The 23,875-nt window shown below is 49.1% G+C and carries 29 protein-coding genes and 3 tRNA genes; 14 read left to right on the top strand and 18 right to left on the bottom strand.

The window, feature by feature from the left end:
* Position 1: 1 nt before the first annotated feature.
* Entirely contained in the window at positions 2-2,239 is a 2,238-nt protein-coding gene (purL, locus tag N530_RS0104495) for a phosphoribosylformylglycinamidine synthase subunit PurL (protein WP_026479736.1), read from the bottom strand.
* Positions 2,240-2,339: 100 nt separating this feature from the next.
* Positions 2,340-3,749: a PLP-dependent aminotransferase family protein gene (locus tag N530_RS0104490; RefSeq protein WP_026479735.1), complete on the bottom strand. Its 1,410-nt coding sequence runs from the start codon at positions 3,747-3,749 to the stop codon at positions 2,340-2,342.
* Between the two features lie 91 nt (positions 3,750-3,840).
* Between N530_RS0104490 and N530_RS0104485 the strand changes: the two genes are divergently transcribed.
* Positions 3,841-4,104 carry a DUF1127 domain-containing protein gene (locus N530_RS0104485; protein WP_018687746.1) on the top strand — a complete coding sequence of 88 codons (264 nt, stop codon included), beginning with the start codon at positions 3,841-3,843 and terminating at the stop codon, positions 4,102-4,104.
* Positions 4,105-4,204: 100 nt separating this feature from the next.
* On the opposite strand, the gene N530_RS0104480 is transcribed toward N530_RS0104485, so the two are convergent.
* From N530_RS0104480 to purC, 4 genes are all read right to left on the bottom strand, one after another.
* Positions 4,205-4,753 (bottom strand): hypothetical protein, encoded by a 549-nt coding sequence (locus N530_RS0104480; RefSeq protein ID WP_051540759.1) that lies wholly within the window; start codon positions 4,751-4,753, stop codon positions 4,205-4,207.
* A gap of 216 nt (positions 4,754-4,969) precedes the next feature.
* On the bottom strand, positions 4,970-5,641 hold the full coding sequence (purQ, locus tag N530_RS0104470) for a phosphoribosylformylglycinamidine synthase subunit PurQ (RefSeq protein ID WP_026479732.1): 672 nt from the start codon (positions 5,639-5,641) through the stop codon (positions 4,970-4,972).
* On the bottom strand, positions 5,641-5,883 hold the full coding sequence (gene purS / locus N530_RS0104465; RefSeq protein WP_018687749.1) for a phosphoribosylformylglycinamidine synthase subunit PurS: 243 nt from the start codon (positions 5,881-5,883) through the stop codon (positions 5,641-5,643). The genes purQ and purS overlap by 1 nt, the downstream gene beginning before the upstream one ends.
* 8 nt (positions 5,884-5,891) lie before the next feature.
* The gene (purC, locus tag N530_RS0104460) at positions 5,892-6,656 is read right to left on the bottom strand and encodes a phosphoribosylaminoimidazolesuccinocarboxamide synthase (RefSeq protein ID WP_018687750.1); all 765 of its coding nucleotides are present in this window, start codon (positions 6,654-6,656) and stop codon (positions 5,892-5,894) included.
* A 231-nt stretch (positions 6,657-6,887) separates the two neighbouring features.
* On the opposite strand from purC, the gene N530_RS0104455 reads away from it, so the two are divergent.
* Entirely contained in the window at positions 6,888-7,205 is a 318-nt protein-coding gene (locus tag N530_RS0104455; RefSeq protein WP_026479731.1) for a DUF1476 domain-containing protein, read from the top strand.
* Positions 7,206-7,220: 15 nt separating this feature from the next.
* Positions 7,221-8,024: an HpcH/HpaI aldolase/citrate lyase family protein gene (locus N530_RS0104450; RefSeq protein WP_026479730.1), complete on the top strand. Its 804-nt coding sequence runs from the start codon at positions 7,221-7,223 to the stop codon at positions 8,022-8,024.
* A gap of 1 nt (position 8,025) precedes the next feature.
* On the opposite strand, the gene N530_RS0104445 is transcribed toward N530_RS0104450, so the two are convergent.
* The 8 genes from N530_RS0104445 to N530_RS18545 form a co-directional block, all read right to left on the bottom strand.
* Positions 8,026-8,583, bottom strand: coding sequence for an alpha/beta hydrolase (locus tag N530_RS0104445; RefSeq protein WP_026479729.1), 558 nt, complete (start codon positions 8,581-8,583; stop codon positions 8,026-8,028).
* Positions 8,584-8,632: 49 nt separating this feature from the next.
* Positions 8,633-9,508, bottom strand: a complete 876-nt coding sequence (locus N530_RS0104440; protein ID WP_026479728.1) for an EamA family transporter — start codon at positions 9,506-9,508, stop codon at positions 8,633-8,635.
* Positions 9,508-10,830 (bottom strand): adenylosuccinate lyase, encoded by a 1,323-nt coding sequence (purB, locus tag N530_RS0104435; protein WP_026479727.1) that lies wholly within the window; start codon positions 10,828-10,830, stop codon positions 9,508-9,510. Before purB ends, N530_RS0104440 begins: the two co-directional genes overlap by 1 nt.
* A 61-nt stretch (positions 10,831-10,891) precedes the next feature.
* Entirely contained in the window at positions 10,892-11,389 is a 498-nt protein-coding gene (locus tag N530_RS17415; RefSeq protein ID WP_051540758.1) for a hypothetical protein, read from the bottom strand.
* 15 nt (positions 11,390-11,404) lie between these two features.
* Positions 11,405-12,151, bottom strand: a complete 747-nt coding sequence (locus N530_RS0104425) for a DUF2259 domain-containing protein (RefSeq protein WP_026479726.1) — start codon at positions 12,149-12,151, stop codon at positions 11,405-11,407.
* 15 nt (positions 12,152-12,166) lie between these two features.
* Entirely contained in the window at positions 12,167-12,850 is a 684-nt protein-coding gene (gene rpe / locus N530_RS0104420; RefSeq protein WP_026479725.1) for a ribulose-phosphate 3-epimerase, read from the bottom strand.
* A 60-nt stretch (positions 12,851-12,910) separates the two neighbouring features.
* On the bottom strand, positions 12,911-13,927 hold the full coding sequence (locus N530_RS0104415) for a P1 family peptidase (RefSeq protein ID WP_026479724.1): 1,017 nt from the start codon (positions 13,925-13,927) through the stop codon (positions 12,911-12,913).
* Positions 13,924-14,940 (bottom strand): ABC transporter substrate-binding protein, encoded by a 1,017-nt coding sequence (locus N530_RS18545; RefSeq protein ID WP_051540757.1) that lies wholly within the window; start codon positions 14,938-14,940, stop codon positions 13,924-13,926. The genes N530_RS0104415 and N530_RS18545 overlap by 4 nt, the downstream gene beginning before the upstream one ends.
* Positions 14,941-15,124: 184 nt before the next feature.
* On the opposite strand from N530_RS18545, the gene N530_RS0104405 reads away from it, so the two are divergent.
* The 3 genes from N530_RS0104405 (at position 15,125) to N530_RS0104395 (ending at position 16,796) form a co-directional block, all read left to right on the top strand.
* Entirely contained in the window at positions 15,125-15,445 is a 321-nt protein-coding gene (locus tag N530_RS0104405; RefSeq protein ID WP_026479723.1) for an XdhC family protein, read from the top strand.
* 1 nt (position 15,446) lies between these two features.
* Positions 15,447-16,139, top strand: a complete 693-nt coding sequence (locus N530_RS0104400) for an XdhC family protein (protein WP_026479722.1) — start codon at positions 15,447-15,449, stop codon at positions 16,137-16,139.
* Between the two features lie 66 nt (positions 16,140-16,205).
* Complete coding sequence (locus N530_RS0104395) at positions 16,206-16,796, top strand: NTP transferase domain-containing protein (RefSeq protein WP_155851912.1); 591 nt, start codon at positions 16,206-16,208, stop codon at positions 16,794-16,796.
* On the opposite strand, the gene N530_RS18820 is transcribed toward N530_RS0104395, so the two are convergent.
* Positions 16,781-16,948 (bottom strand): DUF2256 domain-containing protein, encoded by a 168-nt coding sequence (locus tag N530_RS18820; RefSeq protein ID WP_081773888.1) that lies wholly within the window; start codon positions 16,946-16,948, stop codon positions 16,781-16,783. The genes N530_RS0104395 and N530_RS18820 overlap by 16 nt on opposite strands.
* Positions 16,949-17,076: 128 nt before the next feature.
* Between N530_RS18820 and N530_RS0104385 the strand changes: the two genes are divergently transcribed.
* Positions 17,077-17,946, top strand: coding sequence for an alpha/beta hydrolase (locus N530_RS0104385; RefSeq protein WP_026479720.1), 870 nt, complete (start codon positions 17,077-17,079; stop codon positions 17,944-17,946).
* A 25-nt stretch (positions 17,947-17,971) separates the two neighbouring features.
* Here the strand turns inward: N530_RS0104385 and N530_RS0104380 are convergent.
* The 3 genes from N530_RS0104380 to N530_RS0104370 all read right to left on the bottom strand — a co-directional run bounded on the left by N530_RS0104380 (position 17,972) and on the right by N530_RS0104370 (position 20,085).
* Positions 17,972-18,046, bottom strand: a tRNA-Glu gene (locus N530_RS0104380).
* 274 nt (positions 18,047-18,320) lie between these two features.
* Positions 18,321-19,499, bottom strand: a complete 1,179-nt coding sequence (locus tag N530_RS19230; RefSeq protein ID WP_081773887.1) for a D-Ala-D-Ala carboxypeptidase family metallohydrolase — start codon at positions 19,497-19,499, stop codon at positions 18,321-18,323.
* Between the two features lie 145 nt (positions 19,500-19,644).
* Positions 19,645-20,085 carry a VOC family protein gene (locus N530_RS0104370; RefSeq protein WP_026479718.1) on the bottom strand — a complete coding sequence of 147 codons (441 nt, stop codon included), beginning with the start codon at positions 20,083-20,085 and terminating at the stop codon, positions 19,645-19,647.
* Positions 20,086-20,311: 226 nt separating this feature from the next.
* Between N530_RS0104370 and N530_RS0104365 the strand changes: the two genes are divergently transcribed.
* The 7 genes from N530_RS0104365 to N530_RS0104335 all read left to right on the top strand — a co-directional run bounded on the left by N530_RS0104365 (position 20,312) and on the right by N530_RS0104335 (position 23,666).
* Positions 20,312-20,890 (top strand): cold-shock protein, encoded by a 579-nt coding sequence (locus N530_RS0104365; protein WP_026479717.1) that lies wholly within the window; start codon positions 20,312-20,314, stop codon positions 20,888-20,890.
* A gap of 36 nt (positions 20,891-20,926) precedes the next feature.
* Positions 20,927-21,394, top strand: a complete 468-nt coding sequence (locus tag N530_RS0104360; protein ID WP_035266392.1) for a DUF192 domain-containing protein — start codon at positions 20,927-20,929, stop codon at positions 21,392-21,394.
* 101 nt (positions 21,395-21,495) lie between these two features.
* Positions 21,496-21,572, top strand: a tRNA-Pro gene (locus N530_RS0104355).
* Between the two features lie 200 nt (positions 21,573-21,772).
* Positions 21,773-22,171: a Kazal-type serine protease inhibitor gene (locus tag N530_RS0104350; RefSeq protein WP_026479715.1), complete on the top strand. Its 399-nt coding sequence runs from the start codon at positions 21,773-21,775 to the stop codon at positions 22,169-22,171.
* A 208-nt stretch (positions 22,172-22,379) separates the two neighbouring features.
* A complete protein-coding gene (locus N530_RS0104345; protein WP_026479714.1) occupies positions 22,380-22,685 on the top strand; it encodes an ETC complex I subunit in 306 nt (101 codons plus the stop codon).
* A 74-nt stretch (positions 22,686-22,759) separates the two neighbouring features.
* Positions 22,760-22,836 (top strand) — tRNA-Arg (locus tag N530_RS0104340).
* Between the two features lie 278 nt (positions 22,837-23,114).
* Positions 23,115-23,666 (top strand): hypothetical protein, encoded by a 552-nt coding sequence (locus N530_RS0104335; RefSeq protein WP_026479713.1) that lies wholly within the window; start codon positions 23,115-23,117, stop codon positions 23,664-23,666.
* Positions 23,667-23,875: the final 209 nt, after the last annotated feature.

Here is a 23,875-nt window from a genome sequence, read left to right as displayed (position 1 = left end):
CCTACTCGGCCGCCATCGGCGCTTGGTCGGCGCTCATATAATGCGGGAACCAGTTTTCATGTGCGTTGCGCATGTCTGCTACTGATATGGTGGTCGATACGATTCCCGTCAATGATAGCGTATCACCGCCCACAACGCCAAGATCACGGAACGGAACGCCTGCTGTTTCCGCATTGATCGCAAAGAAGTTTGCATCTTCATCGCGAACCGTCACGATATAGCGTGCTTGATCTTCACCAAACAGCAATGCGTGCGGCAGTTCAGCCTCGCCCGGATCAACATTCATGCCTTTGCCAGATGCCATGCACATTTCAGCAAGCGCGATAGCAAGGCCGCCATCGGACAAATCATGGCAGCTTGTTACCTGACCATTGCGGATGGCAGAGCGCACAAAATCACCATTGCGCTTTTCAATCGCGAGATCGACAGGCGGCGGCGGGCCATCATTACGCTCATGCAAAATGTCGAGATAGATTGATTGGCCAAGATGCGTGCCATCACCGCCAAGCACAAACACATGGTCGCCGTCTTGCATTGTGCCAATACGTGCCATCTGGTTCCAGTCTGGCAATATGCCAACACCAGCAATCGTTGGAGTGGGCAAAATAGCCTCGCCAAATGTCTCATTATAAAGCGACACATTACCCGATACGATTGGGAAATTAAGCGCAGAACATGCAGCACCAATGCCTTCAATTGCTTTGACAAATTGGCCCATAATTTCAGGACGTTCAGGATTGCCAAAGTTCAAATTGTCGGTGGATGCCAAAGGCTCGGCACCTGTGGCCGTGATATTGCGCCAACATTCAGCAACAGCCTGTTTGCCGCCTTCAAACGCATCAGCCTCGCAGTAGCGCGGTGTCACATCCGATGAGAAAGCCAATGCTTTGGTCTCATGGCCTTCAACGCGCACAACACCGGCATCACCGCCAGGTAGTTGCAAAGAATTGCCTTGAATGAGCGTGTCATATTGCTCCCACACCCAGCGGCGTGAGGAAAGGTTGGCAGAGCCAAGCATTGATAAAATCGCCTGACCGTAATCCTCAACTTCTGGAAATTCAGAAGAAGCCATCGGATTCCATAAGCCCGGCTCAATCCACGGACGATCATATTCAGGCGCTTCATCGCCAAGTTCTTTAATCGGCAGATTGGCAACTTCTTCGCCTTGATGCATAACGCGGAAGCGCAGATCATCCGTTGTTTTACCAACGATGGCGAAGTCGAGACCCCATTTGACAAAAATTGCTTTGGCTTCTTCTTCCCGACTTGGGTCGAGAACCATGAGCATGCGTTCCTGACTTTCAGAAAGCATCATTTCATAAGCAGTCATATGGTCTTCGCGGATCGGCACGTCATCAAGGATAAGTTCAACGCCAAGATCGCCTTTAGCGCCCATTTCAACCGCAGAACAGGTAAGACCTGCCGCGCCCATATCTTGAATAGCGATCACTGCACCAGTTTTCATCAATTCAAGGCAAGCTTCCAGAAGGCACTTTTCAGTGAACGGATCGCCGACCTGAACGGTAGGGCGCTTTTCTTCGATGGTTTCGTCAAATTCTGCAGACGCCATTGTCGCGCCGCCAACACCGTCGCGGCCAGTTTTAGCGCCAAGATAAACGATCGGCAGGCCAACGCCTTTGGCTTCCGACAAAAAGATCGCGTCAGTTTTTGCAATACCTGCTGCGAACGCATTAACAAGGCAGTTGCCGTTATAACGCGCATTAAACTCAACTTCGCCGCCAACAGTTGGCACGCCAAACGCATTGCCATAACCGCCAACACCAGCAACAACACCATTGACCAGATGCTTTGTTTTTGTATGGGAAGGATCGCCAAAGCGCAGCGCATTCATTGCAGCGATTGGCCGCGCGCCCATTGTAAAGACATCGCGCAAAATACCGCCAACACCTGTCGCTGCGCCCTGATAAGGCTCAATATAAGACGGGTGATTGTGGCTTTCCATTTTGAAGATAACGCAATCACCGTCGCCAATATCGACAACGCCGGCATTTTCGCCCGGGCCATGAATGACCTGCGGTCCAGTTGTTGGCAGCGTGCGTAGCCATTTCTTAGACGATTTATAAGAGCAATGTTCGTTCCACATTGCCGAGAAAATACCAAGCTCGGTAAAGCTCGGCTCACGGCCGATCAGATTTAAAATCCGTTCATATTCATCAGGCTTCAAACCGTGCGCAGCAATGAGGGCTTCGGTAATCGGGGCGGTATTGTTGATTTTCATGACAATCCAGCAAATTCGGGCGTTTTTGATTGGCCTTCTGATAGCCGATCATGACGTGCGTTTACAGCCCTATCTGCACGATGCCACAGCTAAATCGTGCTTATTCAATGGTATCATAGGCAAGGGCAGGCTGTTGAAGCAATTGTTTGAGCACAGCAAGCCCGTCATCAAGCCGATCAGCTTCCAATTCACCTGTAATGCCAACGCGCACAAACGGCACAGCATACTCCGTTTGCCCAACTTTAAATTCATCAGCTTCTTCCACAACAACATTTTGCGCACGGGCAGCCTTGCAAAATGTGCTCGGAAGCCAAGGTTCAGGCAGGCGCAACCAGACGAAAGGACAGCGCGGATCGCTGCGAAACTCAAAGCCAGCAAGCGCCGCACGTACTTTTTCGATGCGTGCTGCCGTATCAATGGCAACCTTAGCCATGATCTGATCGGCTTCACCCGACAAAATAAGCCGTGTTGAAATTTCCATGATTGCGCGCGGTGCGCTGCCTGTAATCAAACGGTGGGCATTCATCACACGGTTTGCATAGCCCGTTGGGCACACAACAAAGCCAGAGCGAAGACCAGCCGCAACCGATTTGGATAAGGACGTCACATGAAAAGTGCGCTCCGGTGCCAATTCAGAAAAGAGCGGCGGTGCATCAACATCAAGTACGCCGTAAGTATCGTCATCCAGCAAAAGAACATTGTGACGCCGTGCGCTTTCAACGATTTTCAATCGGTTTTCGAGCGGTATAGTCGTCAGTGTCGGATTGTTGAAGGTCGATACGATGACAGCGATCTTTGGGTGCTGCTGGGCGCAAACATGCTCAAACGAATCAGGGTCAAGTCCCTGATCTGTTGTGGCAATTTTAATCGCGCGCCTGCCCATCAATGCGCTGGCGCGCACCGTGGCGGGATAGGTCAGTTCTTCAAAGGCAATTCGGTCGCCAGTACCTGTGACGGTGTTGAGCACAGAAACAAGCGCCGCGTGCGAGCCTTGCGTAGGCAGGATGTTTTCCAGCGAAGGCGACCAATCATTGCGCTCGACCCAGCGCCGACCAGCTTCACGCCAACTATCGGGAATGTGGCGCAAATAATCGGAGATCGCTTTGGGGTCTTCTTCTGCAATTTCACTGAAAATGCGGGCGATCATTTTTGCCTGACCAACTTCAGGCGCAGAGGTCGAATTCATCAAAATTAATTCAGGATGCGCTTTGGGCAGCAAGCCATTGTAGCGGCTCAAGCTGTTGGATGTGGAGTTTCGGTCTGCGGCAGGGGACTTGATATAAGTGCCGCGGCCAACTTCGCCAGCGACAAGTCCGCGTTCACGCACAACACCATAAGCACGGCTCACCGTGCCAACCGTAACGCCAATATCAAAAGCCAGATTGCGGTGCGGGGGCAATTTGGAACCAGCAGGCAATGTACCCGAACTAATGTCGCGTTCTATCGCGTCAGCAAGCCGCACATAGAGCGGTCCTTTGTCTTCTGATAGTTCAGGGAGCCAATTTGTCATGGTGTCAATTCACTATATTGATACAATTATTAGTTCAATATATCAAAATACTGCAACAATGTAACCCAAATTTTTAGACTGGAGAAATAAAATGGGTACAATCGATACAATGCGCTTTCAAGATCAATCTGTACGGATTGGCACTCAAAATTTTGATGCAATGGACATGGTTCCATTTCGCACATGGGGAAAAGTGGCTGTAGCGATGTCTGTTGCGAAGCTCCAAAAGCGCCGCACGCGCTATAATTTGATGAAGCTCGATCATCATAGTCTGCATGATATCGGTATTTCGGTTGAGGATGCGGATATTGAGATCCGCAAATCCTTTCCGATGTATGTGCGTTCAGACAGCTAGAGCATTTGCAGGAAGTTGAGCGGCTTAGAAAACCATCCGGCGAATGGTTTTCCCGCGAAACGGAAACAGTTTTCCGATCAAAATTACGCTAATACGCCGACTAGCATTTATCTTTGCCCATATTCCAAGCGATGATGTCGCTATTGATGCGGGTTGAGACTGGCGACGATGTTAGCGGGCCATATGTTTGAAGCTTTACAGGACTTCCACTGGCTTCAATCACCAGCTGCGGCAAACCTTGAGATTTGCCTTTATGCACGATCAATATGCGCGGAGTGCCGCTGCGCGTATCGAGTTCGGGGACGAGGGCGAACCCCCTAAATGCCTTGTCCCCGGACTTGATCCAACATTTAAGTCCCAATGAATTGATGTTTTGAAGCAGCGCTGTGGCATTTTTGGATTCAAATTCACCTGATAGCGGTCCTGCAACAGGTTCACTCGTTGTGCAGCCAGCGAGCGCAAGCGTCATGACGGGCAAGATTGCCGCTAGGCTTTTCCAAAGGCGCGCTTTTTCCACCAACCGTTTCGCCGGAGCATTTGAGCTAATAGATCGAACCATAAAGAGCTTGCCTTTGATCAGAGCCAGAGTGCCAAATAGGCATGGTGGCAATGTTGTTTTGTTGGTGAAGACATCCGCATGACCGTTCATTTGCATGATTGTCCGGCGGTAATTTTTACTATGTTGCCGCAGCTTTGTGCAAACAGCAATCGTGTTCGCACAAAACTTGATAGCGGCACGTATTATTATGTGATGCGGAATAAGAAGCAAAATCTGCGATTTTGGCGCGGCGCTGTTTCAGAACTTAGATATGTTCCACGCGTCACGCCAAAAATATTATAAGTCGCTCAAAAATAAAGATAATTATTAAGCGGCGACAAGCCCAAGAGCGCTTTCAAACAAGGCACGGCCATCAAGGCCGCCATGGGCATGTTCGATAAGATTCTCAGGATGCGGCATCATGCCAAGCACATTGCCCTCAGCGTTCAAAATGCCTGCAATATTGTCGATTGAACCGTTCGGGTTGGTGCCATTGGCATAGCGGAACGCGATTCGGTTATCATCTTGAAGTGTTTTGAGCGTTGCATCATCGACAAAATAATTGCCGTCATGATGCGCCACAGGGCAGCGAATGATTTGGCCTTGGCTGTAACCGCTTGTAAACGCGGTTGAAGCGTTTGACACTTCCAGTTCAACTTCGCGGCAAACGAATTTTAGTGATGCGTTACGCATCAATGCACCGGGCAAAAGACCTGCCTCAAGCAGAATTTGAAAGCCGTTACACACGCCAATAACTTTAACGCCTTGGGCTGCTTTTTCCTTCAATGCCTTCATGAAAGGCATACGCGCAGCAATTGCACCACAGCGCAAATAGTCACCATAGGAAAAACCACCCGGCACGATGATCAAATCAACATCGGGAATAGTTGTATCCGTCTGCCACACAGTAACAGGCGGCTCGCCAGAAATATGGGTGATTGCCGCAATCATATCGCGGTCGCGGTTAAGGCCGGGAAGAAGAATGACTGCGGTTTTCATTAAACCAGCTCCACCTTGTAATCTTCGATCACTGTGTTGGCCAAAAGCTTTTCGCACATGGCGTTGATGTCTGCCTCAGCTTTGGCTTTGTCATCATGTTCAACAGCAATATCAAACACTTTGCCTTGGCGAACCTGATCGACACCGCTAAATGAAAGTGCGCTCAAGGCACCTTCAATAGCTTTGCCCTGCGGGTCCAAAACACCATTTTTCAGGGTTACGATAACGCGTGCTTTGATCATCTAAAGTCTCACTTCACCAATGTTGGTCCGCTTGGGCGCGGTGTGTCATTTTCGTTCAAGATGCCGAGGCGTCGTGCAACTTCTGTATAGGCTTCCACAAGGCCGCCAAGATCACGGCGGAAGCGGTCTTTATCAAGCTTTTCTTGACTGTTCACATCCCACAGACGGCAGCTGTCTGGCGAAATTTCATCGGCCAATACAACGCGCATCGTGTCGTTTTCAAACAGACGTCCAAATTCGATTTTGAAATCTACAAGCTGGATACCAATGCCGATAAACATGCCGGATAGAAAATCATTGATACGAATGGACATCGCCATCATGTCGTCGATTTCTTGCGGATTAGCCCAGCCAAAGGCCGTGATATGTTCCTCAGAGACCATCGGGTCATCAAGCTCATCGTTTTTATAGTAAAATTCGATGATGGAGCGCGGCAGAACGGTGCCTTCTTCAAGGCCCAAACGCTTGGCGATGCTACCAGCGGCAACATTGCGCACAACAACTTCAATCGGAATGATCTCGACTTCACGGATCAACTGCTCGCGCATGTTCAACCGTTTGATAAAGTGCGTCGGAATACCAAGTGCGCCAAGGCGCGTGAAGATATGTTCTGAAATCCGATTGTTCAGAACGCCTTTACCTTCAATAACATCGTGCTTTTTGGCGTTAAACGCGGTTGCGTCATCTTTAAAGAACTGGATGAGAGTGCCTGGCTCCGGTCCTTCATAGAGAATCTTGGCTTTGCCTTCATAAATGCGGCGGCGCTGTTTCATATGCAAATGCTCGCTTGTGTGGGAGGGCCGACGTCGGCCACTGAAACAATATGCGCTCAGATAAACCAATTATAGGCAAGGTACAAACACCAAGTCGTGGATATGGGCTGAAATGCCACGGTTTTTTTAAGAAACACACATGTTTTATAAAGTTGGACGCGGTGATTGATTTTGTCTGCGTTAAATCGCATCTAATGACAGTAGATAAACATTTCTAATTTGGAGAGAAACATGAGCCTTGAAGATCGCGAAAACGCATTTGAAAACAAATTTGCGCATGATGCCGAACTTCGTTTCAAAGCCGAAGCACGCCGCAACAGATTGCTGGGCGAATGGGTTGCAGAAAAACTCGGCAAAACAGGCGATGAAATTGCTGCTTACGCAAAAGAAGTGGTTATGTCTGATTTTGAAGAAGCCGGCGATGAAGATGTGTTCCGCAAGGTGCGCGGCGATTTCGATCAGGCCAATATTGCAATCAGCGATACCGATATTCGTACCAAAATGGTCGAATTGATGGAACTTGCTATTAAGCAGATCGAAAACGACTAAAGGACTACCTCCCAGATGGCTAACCCCTATCAAATGGTACAACAATTGTCCCGCGGCGACACGCTTCTAACAGCATGGTCGTCGCTGCCATCTGTTGATTTGGTTGACCAGCTTGCAACCACTGAATTTGATGCTGTCACGCTCGATATGCAGCATGGCGGCCATGATGAAAAATCTGTCTGGGATGGGCTTTTAGCGATAATCAATCGGCAAAAATGTGCCGTTGTGCGCATTCCGGTTGGCCGCAACGACATGGCATCGCGCGCGCTTGATATGGGCGCGGATGCAATTATCGCACCGATGATCAATTCGGTAGAGGATGCAAAAGCATTTGCTGATTCTATGAAATTTCCGCCGCTGGGCAACCGCTCATGGGGTGCGCCACGCGCGCAATCTTTGCGTGATGTGGAAGGCGGCAATGCGTTTTTAAAAAGCGCTAACAAGGACACGCTTTCACTTGCAATGATTGAAACCCGACAGGCTTTGGCAGCGCTGGATGATATTCTTAGCGTCGAAGGCATTGATGGCGTCTTTGTTGGGCCTTCTGACCTGTCGATTGCGTGGACAAATGGCGATAGTGTTGATCCCACGCGTGAAGATATGATGGAAGCCATTGCGCTCATTGCTAAAAAGGCGAAGGCCGCCAATAAATTCGCAGGTATCTTCTCGGTCGATCCAAGTGATACGCCGCGATTTACGCAAATGGGTTTTCAATTCATCGCATTGGGCTTTGAAACAGGCTTAATCACCGCGGGCGCGACACAGTTCCTTGCCGCAGCCAAAGGCGGCAAAGAAACTAAACTTGATGGCGGCTATTGATTTATAGGCGCTTCATAAATTCGGCAAACACCATAAGCCCTTCAGGCCAAGGCCCGTGGCCTGTTTCGCTGTTAATATGCCCGCTTTCACCAGCATCAACAAAATAAGCGCCCCAATCTGCCGCTGTTTCTTGCATGCGTTTCTGATCAGAAAAACTGTCATTGACGCTGCCGATCACAAATGTCGGGCAGGGCATTGGGCCCGTTGGGTAGGGGCCAAATGTCATGAGGTGCTTGGGCCGAATTTTCGGGTTAGAAACATCGGGCGGCGAGACAAAAAACGCGCCGACGACTTTCTTTTTGACATCGTCATTTTCACTTAAAACGTGAACAGCCGCCGCAACGCCAAGCGAATGCGCAACCAATATTGCAGGCTTGTCGCTGGCAAGAATGGCGGTTTCGATTTCCTTCTTCCAATCCTCACAAACTGGCTTGTTAAACTCAGCTTGATGGATACGGGTGGCGTTCGGCATTTTAGCCTCCCACCGCGATTGCCAATGGTCTTCATCGGCACCCTTGTAACCAGGAATAATCAGAATATTTGCATCACGTATTTTCATGGGAGCAAAGTGGGGTTTGAAAGACAAATGTCAACGGGACAAATAAAAATCATTGCTTGAATACACGAATTGTTCGTCGCCTAATCACAGCAACGGCAAGGCCGATAAATACAAGTGCTGCACCAAGAAGCGTTATTGCGCTCAATGGTTCCCCAAACATGATTGCCGTTGATCCCATGCCGAAGATCGGAATGAGCAAAGCAAACGGTGTCACGGCCGCGGCGCTGTGCTTTTGCAGCAGGAATACCCAAGCTGTGAAAGCCAATACGGTTGTTGGATAGGCAAGATATAAGATCGAGGCGATGACGATGGGGCTCGGCGGCCAGATCGGTAATATTCCAAAATTGGTGCCTTCGATCAGGCTAGAAAGCGCAAAAAGCGGTAGCGGCGCAAACGCACCTGACCAAACCACATAGCCAAGCATAGAATTTGGCTTTGCTTTTTTAGAGATGATATTGGCAATACCCCATGCGGCAGCAGACGCGATGGTCATAAAAAACGGAACAAGCGGCGCGGATGCACCAAGCCCCCAGCCGATAATACCAACACCAAAAATAGCGATAGCAGCGCCTAAAATTTGTTTAGGTGTTGGCTTTTCACCCATAAGCGCGAAAGCAAAAAAGACCGTGAAAAAGACTTGAAGCTGCACCACCATGGAGGCAAGGCCGGGCGGCATGCCCATTCTGATTGCCGTAAAGATGATGCCGAACATCACGACAGCCTGCATGATGCCGTAAGCTGCTAAATGCAGCCAAGCAACATTGGGTTTGCGTATAAAGAAAATCAGCGGTAGCGCCGTAAAAACATAGCGATACCCCGTCGCCATAAGCGGCGGGATCTCAAGAACGGCATATTGAATGGCAACAAAGGCAGTGCCATAAATCGCGGCCACCAGAATGGCGAGCGCGATGTGGGCGGCGGGCATTAGCCGAAGACGCGAGTGAAAATCGTATCAACATGTTTGGTATGATAACCAATGTCGAATTTATCACGAATTTGCTCTTCGCTCAGCGCCTTGCGTACATCTTCATCGGCAAGCAGTTCGTCGAGGAACACTGGCGGGTTCGGCAGGCGCTGCTGATAAGCATCCCAAACCTTCATCGCATTGCGCTGTACAAGGCGGTAGCTGTCTTCACGGCTAACACCAGCCTGAGTGAGCGCAAGCAAAACGCGCTGCGAATGCACAAGACCGCCAAGCGCATCCATATTGGCAAGCATACGTTCAGGATAAATAACCAGATTTTCAATCACATTGGTCAAACGCGCCAGCGCAAAATCAAGCGTAACAGTTGCGTCCGGTGCAGCCATGCGTTCCACAGATGAGTGCGAAATATCGCGCTCATGCCAAAGCGCCACATTTTCAAGCGCAGGGGTTACGAATGCACGTACGATGCGTGAAAGGCCTGTCAGGTTTTCTGTAAGCACTGGGTTGCGCTTATGCGGCATTGCGGACGAACCTTTTTGGCCCTTAGAGAAGAACTCTTCAGCTTCCAAAACTTCTGTACGCTGCAAATGACGCACCTCAGTTGAAAGGCGCTCAATTGACGAGGCCACAACACCAAGAACTGCAAAATACATCGCATGACGGTCACGCGGAATGACCTGCGTTGAAACAGGTTCTGCTTTCAAACCCAATGACTTAGCAACATGTTCTTCAACTGCAGGATCAATATTGGCAAATGTGCCAACCGCGCCAGAGATAGCGCATGTTGCGATTTCTTCACGTGCCGCAAGAAGGCGCGCTTTGCATCGGTCAAATTCAGCATAGGCTTGCGCCATTTTAAGACCGAATGTAACGGGCTCGGCGTGAATGCCGTGCGAGCGACCAATACACACTGTATATTTGTGTTCTTCAGCACGTTTTTTGATTGCTGCAAGCAGCTTGTCCATATCTTCAAGCAAAAGATCGGTTGCGCGCATGAGCTGAACACTTAGCGTCGTGTCGAGCACGTCAGATGAGGTAAAGCCCTGATGCACAAACCGTGCTGGCTCGCCGACGATTTCGGCCAGATGGGTGAGGAACGCAATAACATCGTGCTTGGTTTCGCGCTCGATCTCATCAATCCGGTCAATGTCAAAAGTCGCAGCATTGCCTTTTTCCCAGATGGTCGCGGCTGCGTCTTTGGGAATAACGCCAAGATCAGCAAGCGCATCACAACCATGCGCCTCTATTTCAAACCAAATGCGAAACTTGGTTTCAGGCGACCAAATATCGACCATTTGCGGGCGTGAATAGCGAGGTATCATGGGTAAAACTCATCATTACGTTAATTTATGCTGCACCGCCTAACAGATGATGGTGCAATTCTCAATCCGGCTGATGGTTTAACCACCAGCTTGTTATCGCAAGACCGATAATGCCAATCGGGAAATAAAACCGAAGACCCAACACAAAATAGGTATAGACCGCGCTGCCTGCGGTGAAAAACTGCTGCCATATCCATAGCTTAGAAAAGGCAGGCCCATGCCATTGTGAAAAATATAGGCGAAACTGCAGAGCAAACAAAACACTGGTAAAAAAGATGGTGCCGCCCGCTAAAAACACGATCAGCCAGAAAAACCGAAGGCGGCCTGCTTTAGGCGCAAACAGACGTGCGCAATAAAGCGAAGGCCAAAAGGCAAGCGCGGCACCAAGCGCGTAGAGCAATGTAACCGCAATGGTTTGCTCGCCCAGCGCCCAGCCACGCGTATAAATCAAAGCGACGAGACAAGCGGTGCCGCAAACCAAGGTCCAGAAAACCCAAGGCAGAAGCGACGCATAGGCAGGCGGCAGCGCTTGTACTAATCTCGTTTTGAGTGCGGACATAAATGCTTTCTGGGTTTAATCACTGGCTTCAGCGTGTGTCGTCACAGCCATCCAGCGATAGTCTGGCCCTTCAAACCCGTAGGATTCAACGGCAATCGTAACTGCATAGACGGGCTTAGATGCAGGCGGGTAATAGGTGTAAACACCGCCAATACGATATCCTGTCGGGCAGCTGCGTGAAGTGGGAATACTTACATCTTCATGAAGCACTTTTGCTTTTTGGCCAGCCTCTGTCGCGATTTGCGTTAGTTTAAAACCAACTGACGATTCGGTAATGCCAGCGCAACTGCCAGATGCTGCAAATTGTAGTTCTTGCAAGCGAAACTCAACTTCAGCATCAATTGGCGGAACCACAGGGCGCGGATTCACCGCCATACGGTAAGGGTCAGCAGATTCTTCTGTGACGCTGTTTTGGCCCGCAACAAAGCCGTCAACCAATTCATCATCTTCAATGATTGCGCTGCCGGATTGTGCTGCCATATCGCGCAAATCATTCACGCTCGCACTTTCATCCTCAAGACGTTTTCGTATCGGCGAGCCGCTCACAAAACTGTCGGTTGCCGTGTCAATATAGAAGCGGTTGGCATAAGGAAAACCAGAACCGTCTTGGATGCCATATTCCTCAAAAGCAAAAATCGAACCGTCTTGTGAAAATCCAAGCACATTTAACGTTGAAAAATCACCAGCAAAAGAAACGCTACTGGACAATGCCAAAAGCGCAGCAGGGACGATACGGGGTGTCAAAAAACGGATCATATTCATTGTAAACCTCGAAAGTTAAGGGCGGTTGGCCTCAGCTGCATTTCTAATCGCATTGATATTATCACGGTAGGAATCAATTGTCCCACCTTTGAAGACAGCAGAACCGGCCACCAGCGCATTTGCACCGGCTTTCGCGCAATCAATTGCCGTTTGCGCGGTAACACCGCCATCGACTTCCAGATCAATTGGGCGATCACCAATAAGTGCGTGGAGATCAGCCATTTTGTCTGTAACCGAGTGAATGAATTTCTGACCACCAAAGCCAGGGTTCACGCTCATCACAAGTACAAGATCAACCATATCAATCACTTGCTCGACAATGCTCATTGGTGTGGCAGGGTTAAGCGCAACACCCGCTTTTTTGCCAAGGTTGCGGACCGCTTGCAGCGAACGGTGAAGATGCGGTCCTGCTTCTGCATGAACAGTGATGATATCGCATCCTGCTTTTGCAAAGCTCTCAAGATAGACATCAACGGGCGAAATCATGAGATGGCAATCAAACACGGCATCCGTATGCGGGCGAAGTTTCGCGATCACATCCGGTCCATAAGATATGTTTGGCACAAAATGGCCATCCATCACATCAAGGTGAATCCAGTCTGCACCGGCTTCTGTAACATCACGAATTTCTTGTCCAAGTTTTGAATAATCAGAGGCAAGAATAGAAGGGGCGATTTTAATAGGGCGGTGCGCTGTCATGATCTTAGTTCCGTAAGCATGATTAAGGTGCGCTCTGATTGGCCTTTGAGCGCACTCAAGTCAACGCAAAGACGACCAAACAGGCATAATATCCCCGTCTTGCGGTGTTGCTTCATAGATACCGCGCGCCACAGCTCGTGCCATTGTGCTGGCCGCAACAGCACAAATATCAATCATCGCATCAAGCGAGCCTTTCAAATCCACAGTGCCTGTAGAAACACCAAAAATCAGGTCACCATCAAGCGGCGTATGGGATGGCCAAATCGAGCGGGTGAACCCATCATGCGCAGCAATTGCAAGGCGCTGACATTCGGCTTTGCTGAGCTTAGCATCCGTTGCAATAATGCCGATGGTCGTATTGGTGCCAGATTGCGCAGGACCGCGATCACGGAATTTAATGCGCATATCCTTGGCATCTTTTGGCATCGGTGAGGGGTATCCACAACCGCCAAACTCATCATCAAGTTCAAATGGTGCCGCCCAGAAATGATGTGTATCGCCGATTATTGTGCTGCCAAGTGGGTTGGCTGCAACCAGTGCGCCAATGGTCACGCCATGTGCTTCAATCACAGAGGATGCAGATCCAAGTCCGCCTTTGATGTTTGCGCTCAGTGCACCAGCGCCAGCACCAACGGAGCCAAGTGAAAAATCTTGTGCCGCATTTTGAGCTGCCTGAGCGCCGAGCGCCATATAGGGCGACTGATCACCCCAGTTTTTATCGCCGCCATTGATCAAATCAAAAAGTATCGCTGCAGGCACAATTGGCACGCGCACTGGCCCAACTTCAAACCCGCGCCCTTGGCTTCTCAAGCTATTGGCAACGCCTGATGCAGCATCAAGGCCAAAGGCAGAGCCGCCCGATAAAACAAGCGCATCAACACCGCCGACGGTGTTTTGCGGGGCAAGCAAATCTGTCTCGCGTGAGCCGGGTGCGCCGCCAAGTACCTGCACGCTCGCCGTATAGGGTTTGTCACAAATCAGGGCCGTAACACCGGATTTCAAAGCTAAATCTTGCGCATTGCCAACGCTCAAGCCATCGATATCAGTAATTAGATTGCGGGGGCCGCGGGTAATCATCCGTTATTTTCCTGTATTTGTGTTGGCTTGCCGTCTTTGACTTCAAACACGCTAAACCATTGGCGGTCGTTTTCACCGTTTAGAGCAAAGCGGATTAAGCCTAAATCTGTTTCAAATGCTTGTGCCGTCATCGCACGCGCCATGGTGGTATCATTGTCTTTGGCATAGTTTAAAGCTTGTGTGCCGATCTGGCTGGCTGCCTTTGCCAAGGCTGCAAAATAAGCACCGTCTGTGCTTTTGGAAACATCAGATAGTCCGGCAAATAGAGCGCCTTCAGGCAATGTGCCATCCGCTGGCGGGGCAAGAAAAGCGCTGCCGCCTGCAAAAACAAGATCAGCGCCAATCGCCTGTGCATCGGTCCCCATAATGGAAACATCATAGGCATCGCCGCCAACAAACACATGTGTTGCACCGGATTTAACAATGCGCCGCACAAGGCCAGCTTGGCGCTCAAGCAGTGGGCGGTAAGTGTCGGTAAAAACGGGTGTCAAATTATCGTCTTCAAGCAGCGCACGCACATCTTGCGCCAATTGCCGCCCATAAAGCGTACCATCATCAATGATCGCAAAAGGTTTATCGCGCCATGATGCTTTCAAATATTCGCCAATAATGACGGCTTCATTAGATGTTTTAGGGCCAAGGCGAAATACGGGCCAATGAGCACGTTTGTCGCGATTGGTAATGTCATCAACCTCAACGCCCAGCGCCAAAATGATAGCATCTTCGTCACTGGCAACGACACGATCTGCGGCAGAATCTAATGCCTCAATACAGGGCAGACCATAGATAAAGCGCGCACCATTATTAAGCGCTGTATCTGTGGCGGTACTAGCCGTTTCGGCTTTGCAGGAATCATCGGCAGCATCTTGGCTGGAACCTTTGGCCATCTGCTTGCCAATAAATGTGCTGGTGCCACTTATCGGCGCGATAAGCTGCATTTCTTGCGCCATGACCGTAAAGGCGCTGAAAATAAATGTGCAGGTCAAAGCGATTTTAAAAGGCTGCAATTTCATGTGCCTTTGATGCAACGGGATTGCGATCAGAGCAAGACATAATATTGAAAGTCTACATAAGCTGCGAAGATCATTATATGGATCATGCCAGCTTTAAAAATCTTGATTGGAAACTCGAAACAGGGTGGTCGCAATCCCATAAAGCCCTATGATAAGGCTTGGCTAAACCGACCGTGAAAGGTGCATGATGAATATGCTAGATCCGCTCATCCATGCCGAGAGATGGATGCTTGAGGGCAAAGAAGTTGTCATCGCAACTGTCGTTAAAACATGGGGCTCTGCACCGCGGCCCGTTGGTAGTCATTTGGTGATTTGCGAAGATGGTACATTTGAAGGTTCTGTGTCTGGCGGATGCGTTGAAGGCGCTGTCATTGAAGAATCGTCCGAGGTGATGAAAAGCGGCGAACCGAAAATGCTGGAATTCGGCGTTGCCGATGAAACAGCATGGCGCGTGGGTTTAAGCTGCGGCGGGCGCATTGAAGTCTATCTGGAGCGTGTAGGCTGACATGGACCCGAACCTTCTTAAAAAACTCAATATAGAACGTGCAGCACGGCGCGCTTGCGCCGTTGTAACGGACCTTGGCGACGGGCGTGACCGACTGGTGAAGCAGGCGGGTAGCGAAGTCATTCAAGGCCCACTCGGTAATGCGATACAGGCAGCCCTTCGTTCAGGGAAATCGTCAGTTTTCGATACAGAAGGTCGGCACTTTTTTATCAATGCCCATGTGCCGGCTTTGCGTATTGTTGTCATTGGTGCCGTGCATATTTCGCAAGCATTGGCACAAATCGCAAAAGCGGTTGATTACACAATTGATATTGTTGATCCACGCACCGCCTTTGCAACGCCGGAACGTTTTCCCGATGTGGATGTCTATGCACAGTGGCCAGAGGATTATCTGGCGGCACATCCGCTTGATACATACACCGCATTGGTGGCTGTAAGCCATGATCCAAAGATTGACGACGCACCACTCATTGAAGCGCTCAATGCCAATTGCCTTTATGTCGGTGCGCTCGGCAGCCGGAAAACGCACAGTAAACGTGTGGAGCGTTTAACTGAAGCAGGCATATCTCAAGAGAAAATTAGCCGCATATCATCACCCATTGGCCTTGATATTGCAGCGGCAAGTCCTGCAGAAATTGCTGTGGCGATCATGGCAGAAATTATTCAAGTGCTCCGCCTTAGGGATGGGGCATAGGGTGATAATTAAATTCGGCCATGGACGCGGTTCACTGAATGAAATTCCAAGCTTTGGATTTTGGTTTTGAGTAAGCAGGCAGAAAATATCATCGGCACCATTCTCGCAGCAGGACAGTCTCGCCGCATGGGCAAAGATAAGCTGATGCTGGCTGCGCGTGGCGGACAGACTATCTTAGAGGAAGTGATTGCAACCGCCGATGCCTCCAAGCTTGAGACCATTGCTGTGCTGCTGGATGAGGCCAGAGAAATCGCAATCAATAAGGCGCATGAAAAAATCGCCTACCGCACGATAAAATCCGGCAATATGGCCTATAGCGTTAAAGCCGCGTTGGATTATGCCGCCGCCCTATCTGCGTCACACATTATGATAATTTTGGGCGACATGCCTGATGTTACTGCGCAAGATATCAATAGGCTCATGGAGCAATGCAAAATAGCGCCCAATGCTATTATTCGTGCCGTGCATGATGGAAAGAATGGCAACCCAGTCATTTTGCCATTGTGCTTTGCCGAGCAGTTCAAAGCGCAGCTCATTGGCGATGAAGGCGCACGCACAATTTTTGAGGCAGGGCACATTGTGGATGTTGAATGTAGCGCCGGTGTTCTTGTCGATATCGACACGCCCGAACTTTATCAGGCTTATTTGCGCGGCTGATCTGGTGTTTTGCTGGATTTTGCTTCGCGGCGGCAGCGCTGCGAACAGAATTTCACATCTTCCCAGTTCTTGGCCCAAGCTTTGCGCCAAACCATGACTCGCCCGCAATGCGCGCAATCTTTTTCCGGTAATATGGGTTTTACATGAGCCATAATGTTCCCATGATGCAATTTGGATCAAATGTCCACTAGATCGACAGTCTTTTCACGCCGATCTAAATGCCTATGATGATGAACTGATTTATTAAATGACGGCAGCAAGGCCAAAGGGTTGCAACATAATGAGAATTACTGGAAATTCTGCCGTCACTTTCGCGCTGTTGTTTTCCGCCGTCAGCGCGAACGCTCAAGAAACACTTAAGCCGTTCAAAGATCGTCTATTTGCCTATCCGCAAACATTAGAAGAGCGCGATGGCGGTGCTTATCTCAAAGTCGATTACCGCGAGCTACGCGATATTAATGAGCGAGACGCTGTGCCTGAAAGACGCGCTAAGCGCCAATATATCGATCTTGCAGGCAGGCGCGCAACCAAACCTGCACAATTGGAAACGCCAACAGGTGCGCTGAATTATCAGTTCGCTGGAAAAACCAGCAATGCGCGTTTCATCACAATCTATATTCACGGCAAGGGCGGCAATGCCAAGCAAGGCGTCAATGACCATAGTTTTGGCGGCAATTTCAACCGTATCAAAATGTTGATGCTTAAAAATAACGGTCTGTATCTATCACCCGATGCCGGTGATTTCACAACAAGCGATATAGCAAAGATTGAAACCCTGATTGGTCAGGCTGCAGCAAATTCGCCAAGCGCTAAAATTGTGCTGGCTTGCGGCTCTGCGGGCGGCGCGGTTTGTTATGCGCTGGCAGATCAAAATAATATCGCACAGCGCTTGTCTGGAATCGCTTTGCTGGGGTCGTTTTGGAATGACGCGCTGTTTGCTTCTGCGGCAGGTAAACGCAAGGTGCCGCTTTATATCGCGCATGGAAGCCATGACACTGTTTTCGATATTCAACAGGTTGAATCATTTTATACGCGCGCGCGTAGCAATGGGCTTCCGGTGCGCATGGTACGCTTTGAAACAGGAACGCACGGAACACCAATTCGTATGATCGATTGGCGTGCAGCGTTTAACTGGATGCTGTCACAATAGTGCAATGATTTTAGGGGAAATATCTTGGTACGCCCTAGGGGAATCGAACCCCTCTTTCCAGAATGAAAATCTGGCGTCCTAACCGATAGACGAAGGGCGCGTCCAAGATGCGCGGTATATATGCAAGAAATTTTAAGGCCGCAACCCTGTTTCTTCATCTGAATGATCTTTTTTTAAATGAATTTCACAAGAGCCCGATAAACAGCGGAAAACGGGCCTAAATCGGCTGTTGAGAACTGAAAAAAATGCACAAGTTAAAATGCACACCGAAAAATACAGGACACAAATGTGCCAAATATCAGTGAGTTGCTGCTTAAATGTTGAAGTGAGGTGTGATTATAGAGAATCGTAAAGCCGAGTCGCTTCGGCTTAGATTATTTTTTACGGCGACAGCGCCAGTTCCAGTCACGATTCGGGCCAATGTCGATGTGGACAGATTTTGTGTGGCAGTATGTGCCAACACCGCCGCGTCCAGGCATTGAGCGCAAATATTTAGCCAACGCCCATTTATCAACGCCTTCGACCTGAATGTCAGCCGCAGCACAATACATATGGAGTGAATTCTTTGCACCGCTCGCGCGTTGATTGCGTGATGGGCTGCGATAGCCTGATGTTACCACCGCTGGCTTGCCATATTTTCGTTCAACCTGTTTGAGCACACGCACAAGCGCTGGTTTCAAACATTTAACATCAACGCTGCTGGTTTGAGTTTGAAGTCCGTTCGGCGCCAGACGTGCAAGGCCTGCAGCGGACGCAACTTGAATGGGCTCATTCGATGAAGAAGAGCTCACGCCTAAGGCGCGTTGACGGTTAACACCGGGCAGGGCTGAGTTTGAGCCTGCAGCTGAAGCCGTAGCAATGACGCGCCGCGGCGCTGGGGCAGACTTTGCGGCTATCTTTTGAGAGCCGCCAACAGGAACCGCTGGCTTTTTAGGCGCATTACCAAAAAGCGCGCTTAAAAATCCTGGACGATTTTTCGCAGGTCTAGTATCCATCTGGGGTGCCAGCGATGCGCTTGCAACAGGAGCAGATGGCGTGATGGTCGCAGAAGGTGTGCCTGCAATACTTGCGGTCATAGACGTATCGGCAGGCATAGGATTGATGCCCGATGTGGAATTACCAACGGGCGCAGAAGCAGCCGCTGTAATGCGCTGCGTGGCAACATCATTTATATCGCCTGTTGCCTCTGCAATCACAGCTTGCGGGGCATCCGCCACAATGGCTGATTGACCAGGGTTTACCGATATTCGAGCTGTTGCGAGCGACGGTACTTCTGTTTCAGATAAAGCGGTTAGTGCAACGTCTGAACCGTCTTCTTCTTCATCGAACTCATCGGCCAAATCGGCGACTTCTTGTGAGCCAGACGCTTCAAGAACATCATCTTCGTTCAGCGCAAGAATATCAGACGTTTGCGGGATTTGAGGTGCCGCAGCAAAGCCTTCAGGGGTGTTGATTGAGGAGCTTACGCAGCCGCTCAGAAAAATAGAGCCACATAAAGACGCAACGCTAGCCGTCAAATATCGATTTCGCTTAGCTATGCGTCTCAAGCCCATACCCCCGATTCCTGTGGTAATCGTAAAATTCTTACATGGACTTTGTTGGTAAACAAAGTCCTTACCACCACCCGTAACAAATTATAATAAATGCGATAATATTCAAATGAGGCAGAAAAATGAACTGAGTACTCTAAGGTACTCTTCACCAGCTGCCAGTGTTTTCCATAGAAGCCCACGGCTCTTTAGGTTCTAAGCGTTCACCTTTTTGCAAAAGTTCAATTGAAATGCCGTCTGGTGAGCGCACAAATGCCATATGTCCATCGCGTGGCGGCCGATTGATTGTCACGCCTGCATCCTGCAATTTAGCGCAGATTGCATAGATATCATCAACCACATAGGCCAAATGGCCAAAATTGCGTCCGCCCTCATATTCTTCAGGGTCCCAATTATAGGTAAGCTCAAGCGCTGGTGCTTTACCTTCTAGGAAACTTGCTTTGTCTTCAGGTGCTGCAAGAAAGATAAGTGAAAAGCGACCTTTTTCATTGTCGATGCGGTCGACTTCCTCAAGGCCAAATTTGTTGCAGTAAAAATCCAATGATTCCTCAAGGTTTTTGACGCGAACCATGGTGTGAAGATAACGCATTGAATGCTCCTAACTAAAATCTCTATTTGTACCTGCGAATCTGTGCCGCAATGTTTGTTTAATGCGACAATAGGGCGATGATTTAAAGCGGCAACCAAAAAAACTGGGTGTTTTTATTAAAACTTTACCATTTGTTTATTCCGTTAAGGTGCGGACAGATGTTATGCTCCATTCGAATCAGGCCTGTACCTATCTGGTTAAACCTGTTTCCGAGGGGTAGTTTGTAATGAGTGAAAAGTCGCAGAGTCCAGAAAGCGCAGAATTCGTCGATCATAACGGCGATACAGTTGTATCTGTAGAGATTACCGGCACTATCAAATGGTTTGATATTGGTAAGGGCTACGGTTTTATAACACCTGACATTGCTGAATATGGCGATGTGATGCTTCACGTGACTTGTCTTAGAAGAGACGGCTTTCAAACAGCTCTAGAAGGTGCGCGCATTGTTTGCGAAGCAAATAGAGGCCAGCGCGGGCTTCAAGCTTTTCACGTTCTGTCCATGGATACGTCCACAGCGGTTAATCCTGCCAGCAATGAAGTGAAAACCCACGAGCATATTGTTCCAACCAGTGGTTTGGAGCGTGTGCTTGTGAAATGGTTCAACCGAACCAAAGGTTTTGGCTTTTTGTCGCGCGGCGAGGGAACAGAAGACATTTTCATTCATATGGAAACCTTGCGCCGTTTCGGCTTAACCGAACTAAGGCCTGGGCAAATGGTTATCGTGCGCTTTGGCAATGGGGATAAGGGCCTTATGGCCGCCGAAATTTACCCTGACATTGGATTGCAGCCGCCTGCATCACATTGATATAGGGTAACCACCTTTCTAACAGGCGTGTACCCTATGAAGATATTTATCAGCCTTCTCATGTTTTTCTTTGCCGCCGCGTGCGGTAACGCACAAGAACCAATGCGGCTGGACGTTCACGCAGAAAAACTTACGGTATATGATCAAGCAGAAATGTTAGGTCAGTTTGACATTGAGATTGCGCATACAGAAGCGCAAAGGTCAGCCGGCCTTATGCATAGAGTGGATCTGCCTGAAAGCAGCGGCATGCTCTTTGTCTTTGATGGTGAGGCGCAGCGATTCTTTTGGATGCAAAACACGCCAACACCGCTGGATATCATTTATGCCGATGCCAAAGGTGTGATTGTGCACATTGCCCGCGACACCACGCCGTTTTCCACAACGCCGATTCCATCACGCGCGCCGGCTCAATATGCCTTTGAAATTCACGCAGGTTTCTCACAAAAGCTTGGGATCAACGTCGGGCAGACGCTAAAACATCCAGTAATTGGCGTTGCTCAATAAAAAAATGCAAAAAAAGCAAATTTATTTGGAATCTTTGCATTCTATGTATTGCTCATTTCCAATCAGCCGTGTAGTGGACTGCCAACGTGGAAACACGAAGTCGGAGCGTAGCGCAGCCTGGTAGCGCATCTGGTTTGGGACCAGAGGGTCGCAGGTTCGAATCCTGCCGCTCCGACCATTTACTTCCCAATATTTCCAATACTTCTCTCATATCGTCGCTGCCTTTTTAAATTTGCCCGTGAGTGCAAAATTGCCAAGTTGCAACTTGTGAGCTATGAAATTCTTCAGACAAATGAAATCAATTGTCGCTGAACCGCTGAAATAATGTGGAAGAAGCAAATAGATTAGCTGGTAGTACAGCCATTGGGGAGGGAAACTATGCCGACATTCTGGTCAAACTTAATTCCTAAGGCTGCGACGCTCCTTGGTGCCGCCGTCATTCTGACAAGCTGCACCGTTGTTGTTGAGGAGGGCGCAGAACGTCCGCGACCACCACGTCCCGACCGCCCGCAAATTTGTACGAAGGAATACAGCCCTGTCTGCGCCCGAGATGGCAAGGAACAGCGCACATTCGCCAATGCCTGCATGGCGCGCGCCAAGGGTTTCCGTCCTGTAAGTCAAGGCAAATGCCGCACGCAATCGACCGGTCCTTCGAAAGTGTGCACGCGCGAGTTTGCGCCGGTCTGTGCGCAGCGCAAAGGGTCCGTCCGTAGCTTTTCCAATGCCTGCACGGCGCGCAGCGCTGGCTACCGCATCCTGCGTCCAGGCGAGTGCTGATAGAGCATAGGCTGGCGTAGCGTTCTGGTTCCTTGCCGAAGGAAACACGAAATGCTGCATCACGTTGTCGTGTAGAAGGCAGACGTTTGGATTGTTCTCACATTTTCCGGCTTAACAACCTTTGTTTTCTCTGGTATTCGAAGCTTTAAATCCTGCCGCTTCAACCATTTTCCCAACGGCTTACTCTATTCAATTAGGATTAAGATTAATGACCGCACGCATTTATAGCCCCGCAAAAACCGCAATGCAGTCCGGCAAGGGCAAAGCAAGCGAGTGGCTTGTCGAGTTTGATCGTTCTTCTGCTAAAAGCATAGACCCTTTAATGGGGTACACTTCATCTGGTGACACACAAGCGCAGGTCAAATTGCGCTTCACCAACAAAGAGGAAGCCGTTGCCTATGCTCAAAAGCAAGGACTGGCTTATCGCGTGGAAGAGCCGAAGCAGCAAAAGCGCCGTAACTCGACCTATTCAGACAATTTCAAATTTGACCGTAAGGTTCCTTGGACGCACTAGTGCGTCTATTTAAGTATTTTATTGCCTAACAGCCTTGTCGAAGCCAATTGTTATGGCTAAGGCATGGCTTGTGTGGACCCGTAGCTCAGTTGGATAGAGCAGATGACTTCTAATCATCAGGTCGAAGGTTCGAATCCTTCCGGGTTCGCCAATTTTTTATAAATGCTGATTTATTGGTGATGTTGAAGAGCCTTTCGTGCTTCATATCAAGCTTCAATTACAAGCATTTCTCCTAACGTGATTAAATTTAGTATCCACCTATACAAATATCTTGATGCATTCATCATGAAACAAGTTCTTGCTTAAGCAAAATAATCTATATGTTTGTTTAGGCCGGTCAGTGCACACAGTTGCCGGATTCGATCGTATCGTTTTTCACGTTTGCAATTCGTGCAATCTCTGCGCAGAATTCGATTGAGGAGTACTTTTGTGAAAGGTGAACTATTTGCTCAGGGTGTAAACTTCGCAGCCATAGCAAACCAGTTTTTACTGGCAGCTATGACATTGAATGAGGCGCAAAAAGATCAGGGTAAGGCGCTTTTTTTACCCACTCTAGCGCTCGCAGGCCATGGGCTAGAAATGATGCTAAAGGCATGCTTCTTTTTAAATAATAAGGCCCCCGTTACTAAGGGTAAAAAAGGTCATGATATTGTAAGTATGTGGCATGACAATATTTGTGAACCAATAAGGGGGCATGTATTTGTAAATGCACACCGTGTGGTAGCAGATCTTCGTGATGATGCACGTGGATACGTTTTTGGCATACCAAAAGATGAGGAAATTTTAACACTCATAGACAAGTATGTAATTGAATTAGGTAGCTTACATGGTGGAGCTGGTTATCCATTGCGTTATCCAACAGAAACAGACCGTCAGGCTCCCAAAACACCTTTTTTGGTGATGACACTCTATGGTGTTGCAGATGATATGGTGAAACGTCCACATGATTTTGAAGTAAGCCGTTTTCAAGGAAGAACCTAAGTTACCCATCTTTTGTTAAGGTGATCTCCGTTGCGTACCTGCTTTTGAAATGTCTTAGTTGATCACACAGTGCCGCGCTTCAAAGGCGAAGTTGACCGCGCAAAGCGTCCATTAAAGCTGTTCTGCATTTAAACGGCTGTCATAAAACAAAGCTAAGCCACCATCACAAATTCATGGCTCGCCCTACAGGGCTCGTCAAATTGTGGGGG

The organism is Ahrensia sp. 13_GOM-1096m (assembly GCF_000620605.1).
GTDB classification, from domain to species: domain Bacteria; phylum Pseudomonadota; class Alphaproteobacteria; order Rhizobiales; family Rhizobiaceae; genus Ahrensia; species Ahrensia kielensis.
This window is presented reverse-complemented; position numbering and strand designations above follow the sequence as displayed.

Bases quoted from the DNA above. Each gene is read 5' to 3' on its own strand.
- purL (WP_026479736.1), bottom strand. From the start codon at position 2,239: ATGAAAATCAACAATACCGCCCCGATTACCGAAGCCCTCATTGCTGCG.
- N530_RS0104490 (WP_026479735.1), bottom strand. From the start codon at position 3,749: ATGACAAATTGGCTCCCTGAACTATCAGAAGACAAAGGACCGCTCTAT.
- N530_RS0104485 (WP_018687746.1), top strand. From the start codon at position 3,841: ATGGGTACAATCGATACAATGCGCTTTCAAGATCAATCTGTACGGATT.
- N530_RS0104480 (WP_051540759.1), bottom strand. From the start codon at position 4,753: ATGAACGGTCATGCGGATGTCTTCACCAACAAAACAACATTGCCACCA.
- purQ (WP_026479732.1), bottom strand. From the start codon at position 5,641: ATGAAAACCGCAGTCATTCTTCTTCCCGGCCTTAACCGCGACCGCGAT.
- purS (WP_018687749.1), bottom strand. From the start codon at position 5,883: ATGATCAAAGCACGCGTTATCGTAACCCTGAAAAATGGTGTTTTGGAC.
- purC (WP_018687750.1), bottom strand. From the start codon at position 6,656: ATGAAACAGCGCCGCCGCATTTATGAAGGCAAAGCCAAGATTCTCTAT.
- N530_RS0104455 (WP_026479731.1), top strand. From the start codon at position 6,888: ATGAGCCTTGAAGATCGCGAAAACGCATTTGAAAACAAATTTGCGCAT.
- N530_RS0104450 (WP_026479730.1), top strand. From the start codon at position 7,221: ATGGCTAACCCCTATCAAATGGTACAACAATTGTCCCGCGGCGACACG.
- N530_RS0104445 (WP_026479729.1), bottom strand. From the start codon at position 8,583: ATGAAAATACGTGATGCAAATATTCTGATTATTCCTGGTTACAAGGGT.
- N530_RS0104440 (WP_026479728.1), bottom strand. From the start codon at position 9,508: ATGCCCGCCGCCCACATCGCGCTCGCCATTCTGGTGGCCGCGATTTAT.
- purB (WP_026479727.1), bottom strand. From the start codon at position 10,830: ATGATACCTCGCTATTCACGCCCGCAAATGGTCGATATTTGGTCGCCT.
- N530_RS17415 (WP_051540758.1), bottom strand. From the start codon at position 11,389: ATGTCCGCACTCAAAACGAGATTAGTACAAGCGCTGCCGCCTGCCTAT.
- N530_RS0104425 (WP_026479726.1), bottom strand. From the start codon at position 12,151: ATGAATATGATCCGTTTTTTGACACCCCGTATCGTCCCTGCTGCGCTT.
- rpe (WP_026479725.1), bottom strand. From the start codon at position 12,850: ATGACAGCGCACCGCCCTATTAAAATCGCCCCTTCTATTCTTGCCTCT.
- N530_RS0104415 (WP_026479724.1), bottom strand. From the start codon at position 13,927: ATGATTACCCGCGGCCCCCGCAATCTAATTACTGATATCGATGGCTTG.
- N530_RS18545 (WP_051540757.1), bottom strand. From the start codon at position 14,940: ATGAAATTGCAGCCTTTTAAAATCGCTTTGACCTGCACATTTATTTTC.
- N530_RS0104405 (WP_026479723.1), top strand. From the start codon at position 15,125: ATGATGAATATGCTAGATCCGCTCATCCATGCCGAGAGATGGATGCTT.
- N530_RS0104400 (WP_026479722.1), top strand. From the start codon at position 15,447: ATGGACCCGAACCTTCTTAAAAAACTCAATATAGAACGTGCAGCACGG.
- N530_RS18820 (WP_081773888.1), bottom strand. From the start codon at position 16,948: ATGGCTCATGTAAAACCCATATTACCGGAAAAAGATTGCGCGCATTGC.
- N530_RS0104385 (WP_026479720.1), top strand. From the start codon at position 17,077: ATGAGAATTACTGGAAATTCTGCCGTCACTTTCGCGCTGTTGTTTTCC.
- N530_RS19230 (WP_081773887.1), bottom strand. From the start codon at position 19,499: ATGGGCTTGAGACGCATAGCTAAGCGAAATCGATATTTGACGGCTAGC.
- N530_RS0104370 (WP_026479718.1), bottom strand. From the start codon at position 20,085: ATGCGTTATCTTCACACCATGGTTCGCGTCAAAAACCTTGAGGAATCA.
- N530_RS0104365 (WP_026479717.1), top strand. From the start codon at position 20,312: ATGAGTGAAAAGTCGCAGAGTCCAGAAAGCGCAGAATTCGTCGATCAT.
- N530_RS0104360 (WP_035266392.1), top strand. From the start codon at position 20,927: ATGAAGATATTTATCAGCCTTCTCATGTTTTTCTTTGCCGCCGCGTGC.
- N530_RS0104350 (WP_026479715.1), top strand. From the start codon at position 21,773: ATGCCGACATTCTGGTCAAACTTAATTCCTAAGGCTGCGACGCTCCTT.
- N530_RS0104345 (WP_026479714.1), top strand. From the start codon at position 22,380: ATGACCGCACGCATTTATAGCCCCGCAAAAACCGCAATGCAGTCCGGC.